The sequence below is a fragment of the Pseudomonas sp. MS19 genome (assembly GCF_013277615.1).
Lineage (GTDB): Bacteria > Pseudomonadota > Gammaproteobacteria > Pseudomonadales > Pseudomonadaceae > Aquipseudomonas > Aquipseudomonas marincola.
In genome coordinates this window covers 18430-33939 of the sequence record NZ_VBTO01000014.1, presented here as the reverse complement: position 1 = coordinate 33939, position 15510 = coordinate 18430, and the positions used below count along the sequence as shown (strand labels likewise).

Annotated in this window: 12 protein-coding genes, 3 tRNA genes and 1 pseudogene; 14 read left to right on the top strand and 2 right to left on the bottom strand. The window is 55.7% G+C overall.

Annotation, left to right across the window (positions count from 1 at the left end; all coding sequences use genetic code 11):
* Position 1: 1 nt before the first annotated feature.
* On the top strand, positions 2–751 hold the full coding sequence (locus FEZ62_RS15870) for a TSUP family transporter (protein ID WP_172928841.1): 750 nt from the start codon (positions 2–4) through the stop codon (positions 749–751).
* Here FEZ62_RS15870 and FEZ62_RS15865 read toward each other — a convergent pair.
* Entirely contained in the window at positions 741–1595 is an 855-nt protein-coding gene (locus tag FEZ62_RS15865) for a LysR substrate-binding domain-containing protein (protein ID WP_069898596.1), read from the bottom strand. The two genes, FEZ62_RS15870 and FEZ62_RS15865, sit on opposite strands and share 11 nt — an antisense overlap.
* Positions 1596–1691: 96 nt before the next feature.
* Between FEZ62_RS15865 and FEZ62_RS15860 the strand changes: the two genes are divergently transcribed.
* The 4 genes and pseudogenes from FEZ62_RS15860 to queF all read left to right on the top strand — a co-directional run bounded on the left by FEZ62_RS15860 (position 1692) and on the right by queF (position 4850).
* The gene (locus FEZ62_RS15860; protein WP_172928839.1) at positions 1692–1925 is read left to right on the top strand and encodes a DUF1127 domain-containing protein; all 234 of its coding nucleotides are present in this window, start codon (positions 1692–1694) and stop codon (positions 1923–1925) included.
* A 74-nt stretch (positions 1926–1999) separates the two neighbouring features.
* A pseudogene (locus tag FEZ62_RS15855) lies at positions 2000–3217 on the top strand (crosslink repair DNA glycosylase YcaQ family protein).
* 68 nt (positions 3218–3285) lie between these two features.
* Positions 3286–3984, top strand: a complete 699-nt coding sequence (gene pyrF, locus FEZ62_RS15850) for an orotidine-5'-phosphate decarboxylase (RefSeq protein WP_172928837.1) — start codon at positions 3286–3288, stop codon at positions 3982–3984.
* A 35-nt stretch (positions 3985–4019) separates the two neighbouring features.
* On the top strand, positions 4020–4850 hold the full coding sequence (gene queF / locus FEZ62_RS15845; RefSeq protein ID WP_172928835.1) for an NADPH-dependent 7-cyano-7-deazaguanine reductase QueF: 831 nt from the start codon (positions 4020–4022) through the stop codon (positions 4848–4850).
* Between the two features lie 79 nt (positions 4851–4929).
* Here the strand turns inward: queF and folD are convergent, their stop codons facing one another.
* Positions 4930–5784, bottom strand: coding sequence for a bifunctional methylenetetrahydrofolate dehydrogenase/methenyltetrahydrofolate cyclohydrolase FolD (folD, locus tag FEZ62_RS15840; protein ID WP_069898591.1), 855 nt, complete (start codon positions 5782–5784; stop codon positions 4930–4932).
* A gap of 277 nt (positions 5785–6061) precedes the next feature.
* On the opposite strand from folD, the gene FEZ62_RS15835 reads away from it, so the two are divergent.
* From FEZ62_RS15835 to FEZ62_RS15795, 9 genes are all read left to right on the top strand, one after another.
* A tRNA-Arg gene (locus tag FEZ62_RS15835) sits at positions 6062–6138 on the top strand.
* Between the two features lie 43 nt (positions 6139–6181).
* Positions 6182–6257, top strand: a tRNA-His gene (locus FEZ62_RS15830).
* A 61-nt stretch (positions 6258–6318) separates the two neighbouring features.
* Positions 6319–6403, top strand: a tRNA-Leu gene (locus FEZ62_RS15825).
* A 602-nt stretch (positions 6404–7005) separates the two neighbouring features.
* Positions 7006–8316 carry a trigger factor gene (tig, locus tag FEZ62_RS15820; RefSeq protein ID WP_069898590.1) on the top strand — a complete coding sequence of 437 codons (1311 nt, stop codon included), beginning with the start codon at positions 7006–7008 and terminating at the stop codon, positions 8314–8316.
* Positions 8317–8406: 90 nt separating this feature from the next.
* Positions 8407–9048, top strand: coding sequence for an ATP-dependent Clp endopeptidase proteolytic subunit ClpP (clpP, locus tag FEZ62_RS15815; RefSeq protein ID WP_069898589.1), 642 nt, complete (start codon positions 8407–8409; stop codon positions 9046–9048).
* A 106-nt stretch (positions 9049–9154) separates the two neighbouring features.
* On the top strand, positions 9155–10435 hold the full coding sequence (clpX, locus tag FEZ62_RS15810; RefSeq protein ID WP_069898588.1) for an ATP-dependent Clp protease ATP-binding subunit ClpX: 1281 nt from the start codon (positions 9155–9157) through the stop codon (positions 10433–10435).
* Positions 10436–10585: 150 nt separating this feature from the next.
* The gene (gene lon / locus FEZ62_RS15805; RefSeq protein WP_069898587.1) at positions 10586–12982 is read left to right on the top strand and encodes an endopeptidase La; all 2397 of its coding nucleotides are present in this window, start codon (positions 10586–10588) and stop codon (positions 12980–12982) included.
* 134 nt (positions 12983–13116) lie between these two features.
* Complete coding sequence (gene hupB / locus FEZ62_RS15800; RefSeq protein ID WP_010490206.1) at positions 13117–13389, top strand: nucleoid-associated protein HU-beta; 273 nt, start codon at positions 13117–13119, stop codon at positions 13387–13389.
* Positions 13390–13604: 215 nt separating this feature from the next.
* Positions 13605–15479, top strand: a complete 1875-nt coding sequence (locus FEZ62_RS15795; RefSeq protein ID WP_172928833.1) for a SurA N-terminal domain-containing protein — start codon at positions 13605–13607, stop codon at positions 15477–15479.
* The last annotated feature ends 31 nt before the right edge of the window (positions 15480–15510 follow it).

Below are 15510 nucleotides of genomic sequence, written 5' to 3'. Positions count from 1 at the left end.
TGTGATCGATTTTGTTCTAAACCTGTTATTAGGCGCTGCACTTGGCTCTCTCGGCGGCTTGTTCGGCATCGGCGGTGGTCTGATTGCAATCCCGGCGATGGGGGTGTTGTTCGGTCTCGATCAGCAGATGGCTCAGGGCACTGCGCTGGTCATGGTTGTGCCTAATGTGCTGTTGGCGCTGTGGCGTTATCACCAGCGCAACCGGATTGATATTCGCCATGCGCTGGCGCTGGCCATAAGCAGCTTCATTTTTGCATTGATGGGCGCGAATTGGGCGGTCGGCCTCGATGCCGGGCGCATGCGTTTGGCATTCGTCGGATTTCTGATTGCCTTGGCCCTCTACAACTTGGCGCGGATCTATTTTCGCCCACCTGCTGGCGGCACCGAGTTGCGCTATCCGTGGCCTTGGCTGGCTGCACTCGGAGGTGGTGCGGGATTGCTCGGCGGCCTGTTTGGTGTGGGTGGTGCGGTGCTGGCAACGCCAGTGCTGACCAGTATTTTCGGCACTACACAGGTAATCGCGCAGGGCCTCTCGCTGGCGCTGGCAGCTCCGAGCACCGGGGTGACGCTGGTCACCTATGCGTTGCATGATCATGTGGACTGGGCGCTTGGTTTGCCGTTAGCAATCGGCGGTCTGCTCAGCATCAGTTGGGGCGTGAAGCTTGCCCATGCGTTGCCAGAGCAGGTTCTGCGCGGCTTGTTCGCGGGTTTTCTGTTGGTTTGCGCGGCTTCGCTGTGGCTTAAAGTCTGAAACCTTCAACAATCTGTTCGGCCAGTGCTTCGGTCACCGGAGACTGGCTTTGCTCATTGCGCAGCAGGACGATGCTGGCTGATGGCATCGGCGGTAAACCTTCTGCTTCGCCGATAATGCGCATATCGGGCGTAATCAGGCTTTGCAGTTGCGCGGTTACCGCAAGCCCCGCGCTGACGACGGCCATGATTGCCGACAGGCTGGGGCTGGTATAAGCCAGCCGGTATTCGCGACCGATTGCGTCCAGTGCATTACAGGCCCAGGACCGGCAAAAGCATTGCGAATTGAACATGGCTAACGGCAGCGGCTCCTGCTCATGCGGGCTGAAGCCCTGAGCCTCGGCCCAGACAATGCGCTCCTGGCGGAGTAATTGGCCAATCTCGGTGCCTGGCTCGCGGGTGACAATGGTCAGGTCGAGGTCGTGGCGTTGCAGAAGCTGAAAGGAGGGCTCGCAATGCAGCTCTACCTGAACCAGCGGGAACTCCTGGGCAAAGCGCGACAGAATCCCCGGCATAAAGCGCATCACATAATCATCCGGTGTACCGATTCGCACGGAACCGACCATGTGCGGCTCGCGCAATGTGTTCATGACTTCACCGTGCAGCTTGAGAATGCGCCGCGCATAGCCCAGCAGCACTTGGCCTTCTGCGGTCAGCTTGACCTGCCGGCCGTCGCGCTCAAACAACGCGCGCTGCACGACATCTTCTTCGAGGCGCTTCATCTGCATGCTGACAGCCGACTGCGTGCGGTTCACGGCATCGGCTGCGCGCGTAAATCCGCCGTGATCGGCGATGGCGACGAAGGTGCGCAGCAGCTCGCTGTCGATGCTGGGGTAGTTGGCCATTGATCAATCTCAGAGATGTAAGACATAAGAAACATTCGTTAGATTGATCATAAGCCCGGAGTGAAACTGTCGCCAACCCCACAGGAGGGCGATGAGATGAAAGGTCAAAAAGGTTATGCGATTGTCAGTGTGCCGGCTCATGCGTCTGTCGGTCTGTTTTCAGCTTTGCGAGCCGTCTTTGCGCGGCTTCTGCGGTGGCGGCAGCTATCGAGCCAGCGTCGGCGTCTGTCTGCATTGAGTGATGCCGCACTCAAGGATATTGGCTTGAGCCGGGCCGATATCATGCAAGAAACCCGGCGGCCGTTCTGGGATGATCCTTTGAGTAAATGAGTGAAGGTTGATTGCTTGCTGCGCCTGAGAGGGTTTCTCGGCATCATGGAGAAATCCCACAAGGAGGCTGGTTAATGCGCAGCGAGCAGTCACTTTCTCTCAAGCAGGCGCGCCGCCTGGCATTGGCGGCGCAAGGGTTTCACGGGCGCGTAACTGAGCGCGTGCAGGCGCCGAAGGCGACGCAGATTCGGTCTGCCTTGCAGCGATTGGCTGTGGTGCAAATCGATTCGGTGAATGCGCTAGTGCGTTCGCACTATTTGCCGCTGTTCTCGCGATTAGGTGTTTACCCGCAAGTACTGCTTGAGCGCGAGGCGTGGGGGCCTAAACGCAGTCTTTTCGAGTGCTGGGGGCACGAAGCCTCGTTAATGCCGCTTGAGCGTTATCCGCTGATGGTCTGGCGCATGCAGCGTGCCCGAGCCGGAACGGGGATTTATAAACAGTTGGCCGCTTTCGGTCGCGAGCAACAGCCGTTGATCAAGCAGGTGCTGCAATAGGTGCATGAGCGTGGCGCTTTAGGGGCGGGCAGTTTGGCTTCGGGCGGTAAAGGAGCTGGCGGCTGGTGGGGCTGGAGTGCAGAAAAGCATGCACTTGAATGGTTGTTTGCCGCCGGTGAGGTAACGGTTGCGCAGCGTAAAGGCTTTGAGCGCCTGTACGATCTGCCGCAGCGCGTCCTGCCCAAGTCCGTGCTGGAGCAGCCTGTGCCGGATGAGGCTGAATCGCAGCGCCAATTGCTGATGATTACAGCGCAGGCATTAGGCGTGGCAACCGAGGCGGACCTGCGCGATTACTTCCGCCTCGATGCTGTCGACAGCAAAACGCGCCTTGCCGAGCTGTTGGAGGAGGGTGCGCTGCAGCGGATGAGTGTTGAGGGTTGGACGCAGACCGCTTATGCGCCGACGCAAATCAGCATCCCGCGCAAGGTGCAGCGCAGTGCGTTGTTGTCCCCGTTTGACTCGTTGATCTGGGCGCGACCGCGTACCGAGCGGCTATTTGATTTTCGCTATCGGTTGGAAATTTATACACCGCAACACAAGCGTGTGCATGGCTATTACGTGCTGCCGTTTCTGCACAATGAACAGCTTGTGGCACGGGTGGATCTGCGGGCTGAGCGGGCGGCAGGGGTTCTGGCTGTGCATGCGCTGCACACTGAGGTGCATGGGCTGGATGAGGAGGCGCTGCGGGCTATGCAGCAAAACTTGCTGGTAATGTGCGACTGGCTCGGGCTGCAGCGTGTGCAGATCAATTGTCCGTCAGATCTCGCCCGGCGCGTGCAAATGTTGAATGTTGATTAGCGGGTCAGCAAGGCGCAGCGCCTTACGCTACAATGCGCGGCGAAATTGACTGACCCGAGAGAACGCCCATGCCTGCTTGCCAGACGCCGATTATCGTTGCCCTGGATTTCCCGACTCGTGATGCTGCCCTGGCACTTGCCGATCAGCTTGATCCTGCTCTGTGCCGGGTCAAGGTTGGTAAAGAGTTATTCACCCGTTGCGGGCCAGATATCGTCGCGGCATTGAGCGCAAAAGGTTTCGAGGTGTTCCTTGACCTGAAGTTTCACGACATCCCCAATACCACGGCGATGGCGGTCAAGGCAGCGGCTGAAATGGGCGTGTGGATGGTCAATGTGCACTGCTCCGGCGGCCAGCGCATGATGACAGCATGCCGCGAAACCCTTGAATCACTGAATGGTCCGAAGCCACTGCTGATCGGCGTGACCGTGCTGACCAGCATGGAACGCGAGGATCTTGCAGGCATTGGCCTGGATGTTGAGCCGCAGGAGCAGGTTCTGCGTTTGGCCGGTTTGGCGGCGCAGTCGGGGCTCGATGGTTTGGTCTGCTCTGCGCAAGAGGCGCAAGCCCTGAAAATCGCTCATCCGCAATTGCAGTTGGTTACCCCGGGTATTCGCCCGGCAGGCAGTGCGCTGGACGACCAGCGGCGGATTCTCACGCCAAAGCAGGCGCTGCAGGTTGGCTCCGACTATCTGGTTATCGGTCGCCCGATCAGCAAGGCGGCGTCACCCGCACAGGCGTTGGCAGATATTGTCGCTGAGCTGGCTTGAGTCTTTTAACGTAGCGTTCTGATTGGGTTGCCGTCATGCATCACTCTGCTGAAAATTCGCCGCTGGGCAAGTCCAGTGAATACATTGCCACTTATTCGCCGCAGCTGTTGTTTCCGATACCGCGTGCGCCGAAATGGGCCGAGTTGGGGCTGACGGCTGAGACGTTGCCCTATCAGGGCGTGGATTACTGGAACTGCTTTGAGTTGTCGTGGTTGCTGCCGAGCGGCAAGCCGGTCGTGGCGATGGCCGAGTTCGCGATTCCCGCAGACTCGCCCAATATCATCGAATCGAAGTCGTTCAAGCTGTACCTGAACTCACTCAACCAATCCGTATTCGCCGATGCCGACGCTGTGGCGGCGGTTATGGTCAAGGATTTGTCTGCTGCTGCGGGCAAGCCGGTGGCCGTGCGCGTGCGCAGCCTGAATGAGGTTGCATCCGAAGGCGTCGCGCAGTTGCCTGGCACTTGCATTGACGAGTTGGACGTTGCGATAAGCAATTATGCGCAGCCGCGTCCGGAATTGCTGGCTTGTGACGCGCAGCGGGTGGTGAGTGAGACTGTATACAGCAACCTGCTCAAATCCAATTGCCCGGTAACCGGTCAGCCGGATTGGGGCACGGTGGTGATCGAATACCGCGGCCCGGCCATTGATCAGGCCGGTTTGCTGGCTTACCTGGTGAGCTTCCGTCAGCATGCTGATTTTCATGAGCAGTGCGTCGAGCGCATCTTTCTGGATCTGCAGCGTTTGCTCAAGCCAGAATCACTCATCGTCTATGCGCGCTATGTGCGCCGTGGCGGGCTGGATATCAATCCGTATCGCAGCACCTCGCCTATTGCGCCGGATAATCGCCGTCTGGTGCGTCAGTAGGTTCTGCTATCGCGCTGTTGAAACAAAAACGCCCCGAACTGCAAGCAGTCGGGGCGTTTTGCTGTACGCGCCAAGCTAATCAGTCGTGCAGATGCTCAGCAGCGTGCAAGGTGTTTTCCAGCAGGCTGGCGCGCGTCATGGGGCCAACGCCGCCTGGAACCGGGGTAATCCAGCCAGCGCGGGGCAGGGCGGTTTCGTACACCACGTCGCCAATCAGCTTGCCGTCTTCCTGGCGGTTGATACCGACATCAATGACGATCGCGCCCGGCTTGATCCATTCACCCATAACCAGGCCCGGCTTGCCGGCGGCTACCACGACCAGATCTGCATCGCTGACGTGGCGAGCCAGATCTTTGGTGAAGCGGTGAGTGATGGTCACGGTGCAGCCTGCCAGAAGCAATTCCATCGCCATCGGACGACCGACGATATTGGAGGCGCCGACAACCACCGCGTGCAAACCATAAAGATCCACGCCTGTGCTGTGCAGCAGGGTCATGATGCCTTTCGGTGTGCAAGGGCGCAGCAACGGCATGCGTTGAGCCAGACGGCCAATGTTGTACGGGTGGAAGCCGTCGACATCTTTGTCTGGGCGGATACGCTCGAGGATCAATGATGAGTCGAGGTGATCCGGCAGCGGCAATTGCACCAGAATGCCGTCGATGCTCGCTTCGTCATTAAGACGGTCGATCAAGTCGGCAAGGTCTTGCTGGCTGGTGCTAGCTGGAAGGTCATAAGCCTGGGATACAAAGCCGACTTCTTCACAGTCCTTGCGCTTGTGTGAGACATAAACCTGAGAGGCCGGATCGCTACCGACCAAGATTACTGCCAGGCCTGGTGCACGAAGACCCTGCTCGCGGCGCTCGGCGACACGGTGGGCTATCTGCTGGCGTAGGCTGGCGGCGATCGCTTTGCCGTCAATCAGTTGTGCAGTCATTGCGCTTGGTTAACCATTGAGGGGGGATGGAAAAGGGTGTGTATTCTCGCATGTAGAAGGTGTCGGGCAAAGGCGCGAGCCTACTATTTTCATGTAACTCCTTTATCTAACTGATTTTTTTCGATTTTAGTGTTGACGGGTACGAGAACACTCATTAATATTCGCCCCGCTGTCGAACACAGCCAGTTGCTGGATAAGACGGCAAACGCAGAATCTCCTAGTGATAGGCTGTGACTGCAGATGCCGAAAGACTTAAAGTCTGCTTGCAGATTGATAAGCGCCCGTAGCTCAGCTGGATAGAGCATCCGCCTTCTAAGCGGATGGTCGCAGGTTCGAGTCCTGCCGGGCGTGCCATTAGGCAGCTAGGCGCAGCAGATGTAGATGTAAACGCAATATGGTGGGCGTAGCTCAGTTGGTAGAGCACAGGATTGTGACTCCTGGTGTCGTGGGTTCGATCCCCATCGTCCACCCCATATTCGAAAAGAGCGCTGGGTCTTAAAAAGCCCGGCGCTTTTGTTTCAAAGGTTAGACCACGCGGACGTGGTGAAATTGGTAGACACACTGGATTTAGGTTCCAGCGGCGCAAGCTGTGAGAGTTCGAGTCTCTCCGTCCGCACCATCTAAGCTGCTGTTATCAAGCATCGCTTCGGTCACAGTAGTACAAAAGGCAGTTCCGAAAGGGCTGCCTTTTGTCGTTTCTGGGGTTTGTGTTTTAGCGCTTCCGGTGTTTGCGCAAATCCAGATCCGGTTGCGGTTTCGTGTGGGGGTTGTCTCCCTGAGTTGAGCATTCGCGCCCTGCAGATCGCGTCGCCATCATTGTTCGGGTTATAACCCGGTTCTGGCTGGTAACTGTTTGATTTATAGAGGGTGTCGCTGTTCAAATTTCGGATAGGTGTGCAGGCCTTTTCCACCAGTTAATGCCTTAATGCGTGTATAGTGGCTATCGGCTGTGTCTTTGTAGCTGCCTCCGGCAATACTCAGGCGCACTCTGGGAATATCAACACGCTGATTAATGACCCTGTAGCCTGCTGATGAACGTGGGCTGCAGTAAATGGGTGATCTTTGCATGAGCTTGAGTCTCTGCATTTTCACCATCTTTTAGCTCCCTCCCGATTGCCGCCTGCATCTAGGGTGACTTCTTCTACTTGACCCTCTAGAATGCATGCCCTTGATCTGGGGCCGGTAAACGGCCGGCTTATGTCTGTGCAACGAGGAATATCCATGCAAGTTTCTGTTGAAAGCACTTCCGCTCTTGAGCGCCGTATGACCGTCGGCGTTCCCGTCGAGCGCATCGAGACTGAAGTCAACAAGCGTCTGCAACAGACTGCCCGTCGTGCAAAAGTCCCGGGCTTCCGCCCTGGCAAAGTGCCGATGAGCGTGATCCGTCAGCGCTATGAAGACGCCGCACGCCAAGAGGCGTTGGGTGAATTGATTCAAGCTACCTTCTATGAAGCCGTAGTTGAGCAGAAGTTGAACCCAGCTGGTTCGCCTTCTGTAGAGCCTAAGAGCTTTGAAAAAGGCCAGGGCCTGGAATACGTTGCAACATTCGAAGTTTTCCCAGAATTCGAAGTGCAAGGTCTTGAGACTATCGCTGTTGAGCGTCTGCAGGCTGAAGTGGCTGAAGCTGACCTCGACAACATGCTCGAAGTCCTGCGCAAGCAGAACACTCGCTTTGAAGCTGTTGAGCGTGCCGCTGAAAATGGCGACCAGCTGAACATCGACTTCGTCGGCAAGATCGATGGTGAAGAGTTTGCCGGTGGCGCTGCCAAAGGCACTCAACTGGTTCTCGGCTCTGGCCGCATGATCCCAGGCTTTGAAGATGCACTGGTCGGCGCTAAGGCTGGCGAAGAGAAAGTCATTAACCCGACTTTCCCGGAAGACTACCAAAACCTTGATCTGGCCGGTAAGACTGCCGAGTTCACTGTGACTGTAAACAGTGTCTCTGCTCCTGAGCTGCCAGAGCTGAACGAAGAGTTCTTTGCTCTGTTCGGTATCAAGGAAACAGGTCTGGAAGGTTTCCGCACCGAAGTTCGCAAGAACATGGAGCGTGAACTGCGTCAGGCAATCAAATCCAAGGTCAAGAATCAGGTAATGGACGGTCTTTTGGCTGCCAACCCGATCGAAGTGCCTAAGGCGCTGCTGTCGAGCGAAGTTGATCGTCTGCGCGTGCAGGCTGTTCAGCAGTTTGGCGGTAACATCAAGCCAGACCAACTGCCAGCTGAGCTGTTCGAAGAACAAGCCAAGCGTCGCGTTGTACTGGGCCTGATCGTTGCTGAAGTGGTCAAGCAGTTCGAGCTGAAGCCGGATGCTGACCGCGTTGCTGAAATGATCAAAGAAATGGCTTCGGCCTACCAAGAGCCTGAGCAGGTTATTGCCTGGTACTACAAGAACGATCAGCAGATGAACGAAGTTCGCTCTGTTGTGCTCGAAGAGCAAGTTGTAGATACTGTTTTGCAGAAGGCTAATGTGACCGATAAATCGGTCTCTTACGATGAAGCAGTGAAGCCGGCTGAAGCTGCAAAAGCCGACTGATCAAGCGCCTCGTTCGAACACACCATAAGCCAGCCTTCGTGCTGGCTTATGCGTATTTGAGATATGACTATTTAGGGAGCGAGTGAAAGCATGTCGCGCAATCCTTTCATGCAGCAAATGCCAGATATCCAAGCTGCCGGCGGCCTCGTGCCAATGGTGGTAGAGCAGTCGGCCCGCGGTGAGCGTGCTTACGACATCTATTCACGCCTGCTTAAAGAGCGCGTGATTTTCCTGATTGGTCCGGTCGAAGACTACATGGCCAACCTGGTGGCGGCTCAATTGTTGTTTCTTGAGGCTGAAAACCCGGACAAAGACATCCACCTTTACATCAACTCGCCAGGCGGTTCGGTAACAGCAGGTATGTCGATCTACGACACCATGCAGTTCATCAAGCCGGACGTGTCGACTACCTGTATCGGTCAGGCTTGCAGCATGGGTGCTTTCCTGCTCGCAGGTGGCGCGCCAGGTAAGCGTCACTGCTTGCCGAACTCGCGCATGATGATTCACCAGCCGCTTGGCGGTTTTCAGGGCCAGGCGTCGGATATCGACATCCACGCGCGTGAAATCCTGCAGATCCGTCACCGCCTGAACACGCTGTTGGCTCATCACACCGGTCAAAGCCTCGAAACCATCGAGCGTGACACAGAGCGCGACAACTTCATGAGTGCTGAGCGCGCGGCTGAATATGGCCTCATCGACTCGGTAATGGCCAAGCGCAATATGCCTGCTTAAGATGCAAGCGACACAAGCAGTCAGACTATCTGACTGCTTGTGGGCTTGAAAAAGCCCGCGTTTGCCTTCATCTTGTATTTCAAGCCTACGGTATTGGATTGAACGAATGACTGACACCCGCAACGGCGAGGACAACGGCAAGTTGCTTTATTGCTCCTTCTGCGGCAAAAGCCAGCATGAAGTGCGCAAATTGATTGCCGGCCCCTCGGTCTTTATCTGCGACGAGTGCGTCGACCTGTGCAACGACATCATCCGCGAGGAGGTGCAGGAAGCCCAGGCCGAGAGCAGTGCGCATAAATTGCCTGCTCCTAAAGAAATCAGCGCAATCCTCGATCAGTATGTGATCGGTCAGGAGCGTGCAAAAAAGGTTTTGGCGGTAGCTGTTTATAACCACTACAAGCGCCTTAACCAGCGCGAGAAGAAAGAAGAAGTCGAGCTTGGCAAGAGCAACATCCTGCTGATCGGTCCGACTGGCTCGGGTAAGACTCTGCTCGCGGAAACGCTGGCGCGTCTGCTCAATGTGCCGTTTACCATTGCCGATGCAACCACGCTGACTGAAGCGGGTTACGTAGGTGAAGATGTTGAAAACATCATTCAGAAATTGCTCCAGAAGTGCGATTACGATGTTGAGAAGGCCCAGATGGGTATTGTCTACATCGACGAAATCGACAAGATTTCGCGCAAGTCTGATAACCCGTCAATCACCCGCGATGTATCGGGTGAGGGCGTGCAGCAAGCATTGCTGAAGCTGATTGAAGGCACGGTTGCCTCGGTTCCACCACAAGGTGGCCGCAAGCATCCGCAGCAGGAGTTCTTGCAGGTAGATACCCGCAGCATCCTGTTCATCTGTGGCGGCGCGTTCTCTGGCCTTGAAAAGGTCATTCAGGGGCGCTCAACCAGAGGTGGCATCGGTTTCAACGCTGAAGTACGCAGCCAGGACCTGGGCAAGAAAGTCGGTGAGTCGCTGCGTAGCGTCGAGCCGGATGATCTGGTCAAGTTTGGCCTGATTCCTGAGTTCGTCGGGCGTCTGCCGGTTATCGCAACCCTGGATGAGCTTGATGAGGCTGCACTGGTGCAGATCCTGACCGAGCCGAAGAATGCGTTGACCAAGCAATACGCCAAACTGTTCGAGCTTGAAGGGGTTGATCTCGAGTTCCGTCCTGATGCACTCAAGGCGGTTGCTCATAAAGCTCTGGATCGCAAGACCGGTGCGCGTGGCTTGCGTTCGATTCTCGAAGGTATCTTGCTTGATACCATGTACGAGATCCCGTCGCAGACTGATGTCAGCAAGGTGGTCATCGATGAAAGCGTCATCGAAGGCACTTCACAGCCGCTGTACATCTATGAAAACACCGAGGCTCCGGCCAAGGCTGCGCCAGACGCCTGAGTGTTTGTTACATCGTGAAAGCAAAGGGGCCTGCGGGCCCCTTTGCTTTTCTTGCGGTAGCGCTTGTTTTTTCCGATGGCTAGCCCCATCTTAAATACCAAGGGTTACCCAAACTGTTTAGGACCGTAAGGTCGCTGTAGAGTCGAAATCATGAAGACAACCATCGAATTGCCTCTCCTCCCGCTGCGCGATGTTGTGGTCTATCCGCACATGGTCATCCCGTTGTTCGTCGGGCGTGAGAAATCCATCGAAGCACTTGAAGCGGCGATGACGGGCGAGAAGCAAATTCTGCTGCTCGCTCAGAAGAATCCGGCCGATGATGATCCTAGCGAAGACGGACTCTACCGGGTCGGTACTGTTGCCACCGTATTGCAACTGCTGAAGCTGCCAGACGGCACCGTCAAGGTGTTGGTCGAGGGTGAGCAGCGCGGCGAAATCGAAACCTTCATTGACGCCGACAACCACTATCGTGCTGAAGTCCAGTTGCTGGACGAGATCGATATTGTCGAGCGCGAGTCGGAAGTATTTGTTCGCAGCCTGTTGGGCCAGTTCGAACAGTATGTGCAGCTGGGCAAGAAAGTCCCCGCTGAAGTGCTGTCCTCGCTCAACAGCATCGATGAGCCAAGTCGCCTGGTCGATACCATGGCGGCGCACATGGCGCTAAAAATCGAACAGAAACAAGAAATTCTTGAAATCATTGATCTGGCTGCACGTGTCGAACATGTGATGGCACTGCTGGATGCGGAAATCGACCTGCTGCAAGTCGAGAAGCGCATTCGTGGCCGGGTCAAAAAGCAGATGGAGCGCAGTCAGCGTGAGTACTATCTGAATGAGCAGATGAAGGCCATCCAGAAAGAGCTGGGCGACATCGATGAAGGCCACAGTGAACTCGATGAGCTGAAAAAGCGCATCGACACCGCTGGCATGAGCAAAGAGGCGCATGCCAAAGCGATGACCGAGCTTAACAAGCTCAAGCAAATGTCGCCGATGTCGGCAGAAGCCACAGTCGTTCGCTCTTACATCGATTGCCTGGTCAATGTGCCGTGGACTGCACAGAGCAAGGTGCGTCTGGATCTGGCCAAGGCCGAATCTATTCTCGATGCCGATCACTACGGTCTTGAAGAGGTCAAGGAGCGCATCCTTGAGTATCTCGCGGTGCAAAAGCGCGTGAAGAAGCTCAAAGGCCCTGTGCTGTGTCTGGTGGGCCCGCCGGGCGTGGGTAAAACCTCGCTGGCCGAGTCGATTGCTGAAGCCACCAACCGCAAGTTTGTGCGTATGGCGTTGGGCGGCGTGCGTGACGAGGCCGAGATTCGCGGCCATCGCCGTACCTACATTGGCTCGATGCCGGGTCGACTGATCCAGAAAATGACCAAGGTAGGCGTGCGCAACCCGCTGTTCTTGCTCGATGAAATCGACAAGATGGGCCAGGACATGCGCGGTGATCCTGCCTCGGCACTGCTTGAGGTGCTCGACCCCGAGCAGAATCACAACTTCAACGATCACTACCTTGAGGTCGACTACGACCTTTCCGATGTGATGTTCCTGTGTACCGCCAACTCGATGAATATTCCGGGTCCGTTGCTCGACCGTATGGAAGTCATCCGTTTGCCCGGCTACACCGAGGACGAGAAGATCAATATCGCCATCAAGTACCTGGCGCCTAAGCAAGTTCAGGCCAACGGCCTGAAGAAGGGCGAGCTGGAATTTGAAGTGGAAGCGATCCGCGACATCATTCGTTACTACACGCGTGAAGCGGGTGTGCGCAGCCTTGAACGGCAAATTGCCAAGGTTTGCCGCAAAGCAGTCAAGGAAAACTCCCGGGTCAAGCGTTTCCAGTTGGTGGTTACGGCTGAAAACCTCGAAAATTATCTCGGTGTGCGCAAGCACCGCTACGGTTTGGCCGAGCAGGAAGACCAGATTGGTCAGGTCACCGGACTGGCCTGGACTCAGGTCGGCGGCGAATTGCTGACCATCGAGGCGGCAGTGGTTCCGGGTAAAGGTCAGTTGATCAAAACGGGTTCATTGGGTGAGGTCATGGTCGAGTCGATCACGGCTGCACAGACCGTCGTGCGCAGTCGCGCTGCGAGCCTGGGGATTCCTCAGGACTTCTATGAGAAGCGCGATGTGCATATCCATATGCCGGAAGGGGCAACGCCTAAAGACGGCCCTAGCGCTGGCGTAGGCATGTGTACGGCGTTGGTTTCGGCGCTCACTCACATTCCTGTGCGTGCAGACGTTGCGATGACCGGTGAAATCACCCTGCGTGGCCAGGTTTTGGCTATCGGCGGTTTGAAAGAAAAACTGCTGGCGGCGCACCGCGGTGGAATCAAAACTGTGATTATTCCGGAAGAGAATGTTCGCGATTTGAAAGAAATTCCGGAAAATATTAAACGCGACTTACAGATTAAACCTGTTAAATGGATTGACGAGGTCCTGCAAATTGCGCTGCAATACGCCCCGGAGCCCTTGTCTGAAGCGGCTCCTGACTTAGTTGCAAAGGATGAAAAGCGCGAGTCTGATTCCAAGGAGCGAATTAGCACGCATTAACTTGGAGGCTTTCTTGACATGATTTTAGAGCCCTTGTTATAAAGCGGCTCTAGTTATGTTTGCTGGCCTCCCAGCACCCGTTTTGCTTACACTAAAATCAAGAAACAACTCAATAGAAATTAAGGGGACTTAGAGTGAACAAGTCGGAACTGATCGATGCCATCGCTGCATCTGCTGATATCCCGAAAGCTGTGGCTGGCCGTGCGCTGGACGCAGTCATTGAATCTGTCACTGGCGCCCTCAAAGCTGGCGACTCCGTAGTGTTGGTTGGCTTCGGTACTTTCGCTGTTAAAGAGCGTGCTGCACGTACCGGTCGCAACCCGCAAACTGGTAATCCGATCAGCATCGCTGCTGCTAAGATCCCTGGTTTCAAAGCTGGTAAGGCTCTGAAAGACGCTGTTAACTAAGCGTTTCTCACGTCTTGCCTTCCTGAGTGGTTCGCCACTCAGGACGCGGAGCGACCAGTAAAGTTAGTTAGCGCTGATCTGTTACTGCAGTGGCCTCAAGGCTGCCAACGCTCCGCCAGTTACGAGAAGGCGCATCTTAGGATGCGCCTTTCTTCTATCCGGACATTACCCACACTGCGCGGCTGCTGTTTTTGTACAGTCGTTCTGGGGGAAGCATGCTGCAGAACATTAGGGACAATTCACAAGGTTGGATTGCCAAGACCATTATCGGTGTCATCGTCGCGCTGTTGGCGCTGACCGGTATCGATGCCATTTTCACCGGCACGAGCAATGCTCAGAACGCTGCTGATGTTAACGGCGACAAGATTTCCAGCAACGAGCTGAGTCAGGCTGTAGAAATGCAGCGTCGCCAGCTATTGCAGCAACTGGGTAAAAACTTCGACGCCTCGATGCTGGATGAAAAGCTCCTGCGCGAAGCCGCGTTGAAAGGCCTTATTGAGCGCACTTTGCTGCTGCAAAGCGCTCAGGATGCAAACTTCTCTTTTTCCGATGCCGCACTCGATCAGGTGATTTTGCAGACGCCTGAGTTTGCCGTCGATGGCAAATTTGACGCCAACCGTTTTGATCAGGTTATCCGTCAGTTGGGCTTCAACCGCATGCAATTCCGGCAGATGCTCAAGCAGGAAATGCTGATCGGCCAAATGCGTGCAGGCCTGGCTGCGAGCAGCTTTGTGACTGACGCAGAAGTGACTGAATTCGCCCGCATCGAACGTCAGACGCGTGATTTCGCGACCATGACGATCAAGGCGGATGATGCTGCCGTGACGTTGAGCGATGACGATGTCAAAGCTTACTACGAAGCGCAGAAGAGCCAGTTCATGAGCCCGGAACAGGTCGTTCTGAGCTACGTCGAACTGAGCAAGGATTCGTTCTTCGATCAGGTAAAGCTGGATGACAAGGATCTGCAAGACGCCTACCAGGCCGAGATTGCGAACCTTGTCGAGCAGCGTAATGCAGCGCATATCCTTGTCGAAGTGAACGACGACACCAGCGATGCCGATGCCAAAGCGAAGATCGAAGCCGTGCAGAAGCGTCTGCAGGCTGGTGAAGATTTCGCCGCGCTGGCCAAGGAAGTCTCGCAAGACCCGGGCTCTGCCAACGAAGGTGGCGAGCTGGGTTACGCCGGTACTGGCGTTTACGACCCTGCGTTTGAAAAGTCCCTGTATGCCTTGAAAGAAGGTGAAGTCTCTGCACCGGTTCGCAGTGAGTTCGGTTGGCACCTGATCAAGCTGCTGGGTGTTCAGTCGCCGACTATCCCAAGCTTCGACAGCCTCAAAGACAAGCTCGTGCACGACCTCAAGTCGCAGCAAGTCGAGCGCCGTTTCGTTGAGGTCAGCAAGCAACTTGAAGACTCGGCTTTTGAAGCCTCTGATCTGGCTCAGCCAGCTGAAGAACTTGGCTTGAAAGTACAGACCACCGAAGCATTCGGTCGTGAAGGCAGTGCCGAAGGCATCACGGCTAATCGTCAGGTTCTGCAGGCTGCATTCAGCCCGGAGATTCTGGAAGATGGCCGTAACAGCAGCGTGATCGAACTCGATCCCAACACCGTTGTGGTTGTGCACCTGAAAGAGCACAAGAAGTCGCAGCAACTGACACTTGAGCAAGTCGCCGACAGCATCCGTGTGCAGCTTGCGCATGTACGTGCTACCGACGCTGCGAAAGCTCAGGGCGATGAACTGATCGCGGCGATGTCTGAAGGTAAAACCCCGGTTGAGCAAGCAGGTGAGGGCGGCTGGAAAGTTGTTGAAGCCGCTACCCGTAATCAGGAAGGCGTAGAGCCGGTTGTTGTGCAGTCTGTGTTCCGCATGCCTAAACCTGCCGACTCGAACAAGCCTAACTACGCTGGTGTTAGCCTCGATAACGGTGATTATGTGGTGATTCGCCTCAACGGCGTGGCTTCACCGTCCGAGCCGCTGACAGCTGAAGAGAAGGCTGCATACGCCCGTTTCCTCGGCTCACGTGCGGGTCAGGAAGACTTCGCTGCTTTCCGCAAGCAACTGGAAGCCAAAGCTGATATCGAGCGCTTCTAAGCAGTACCGACAGTGCATTGGGCTCACGCGA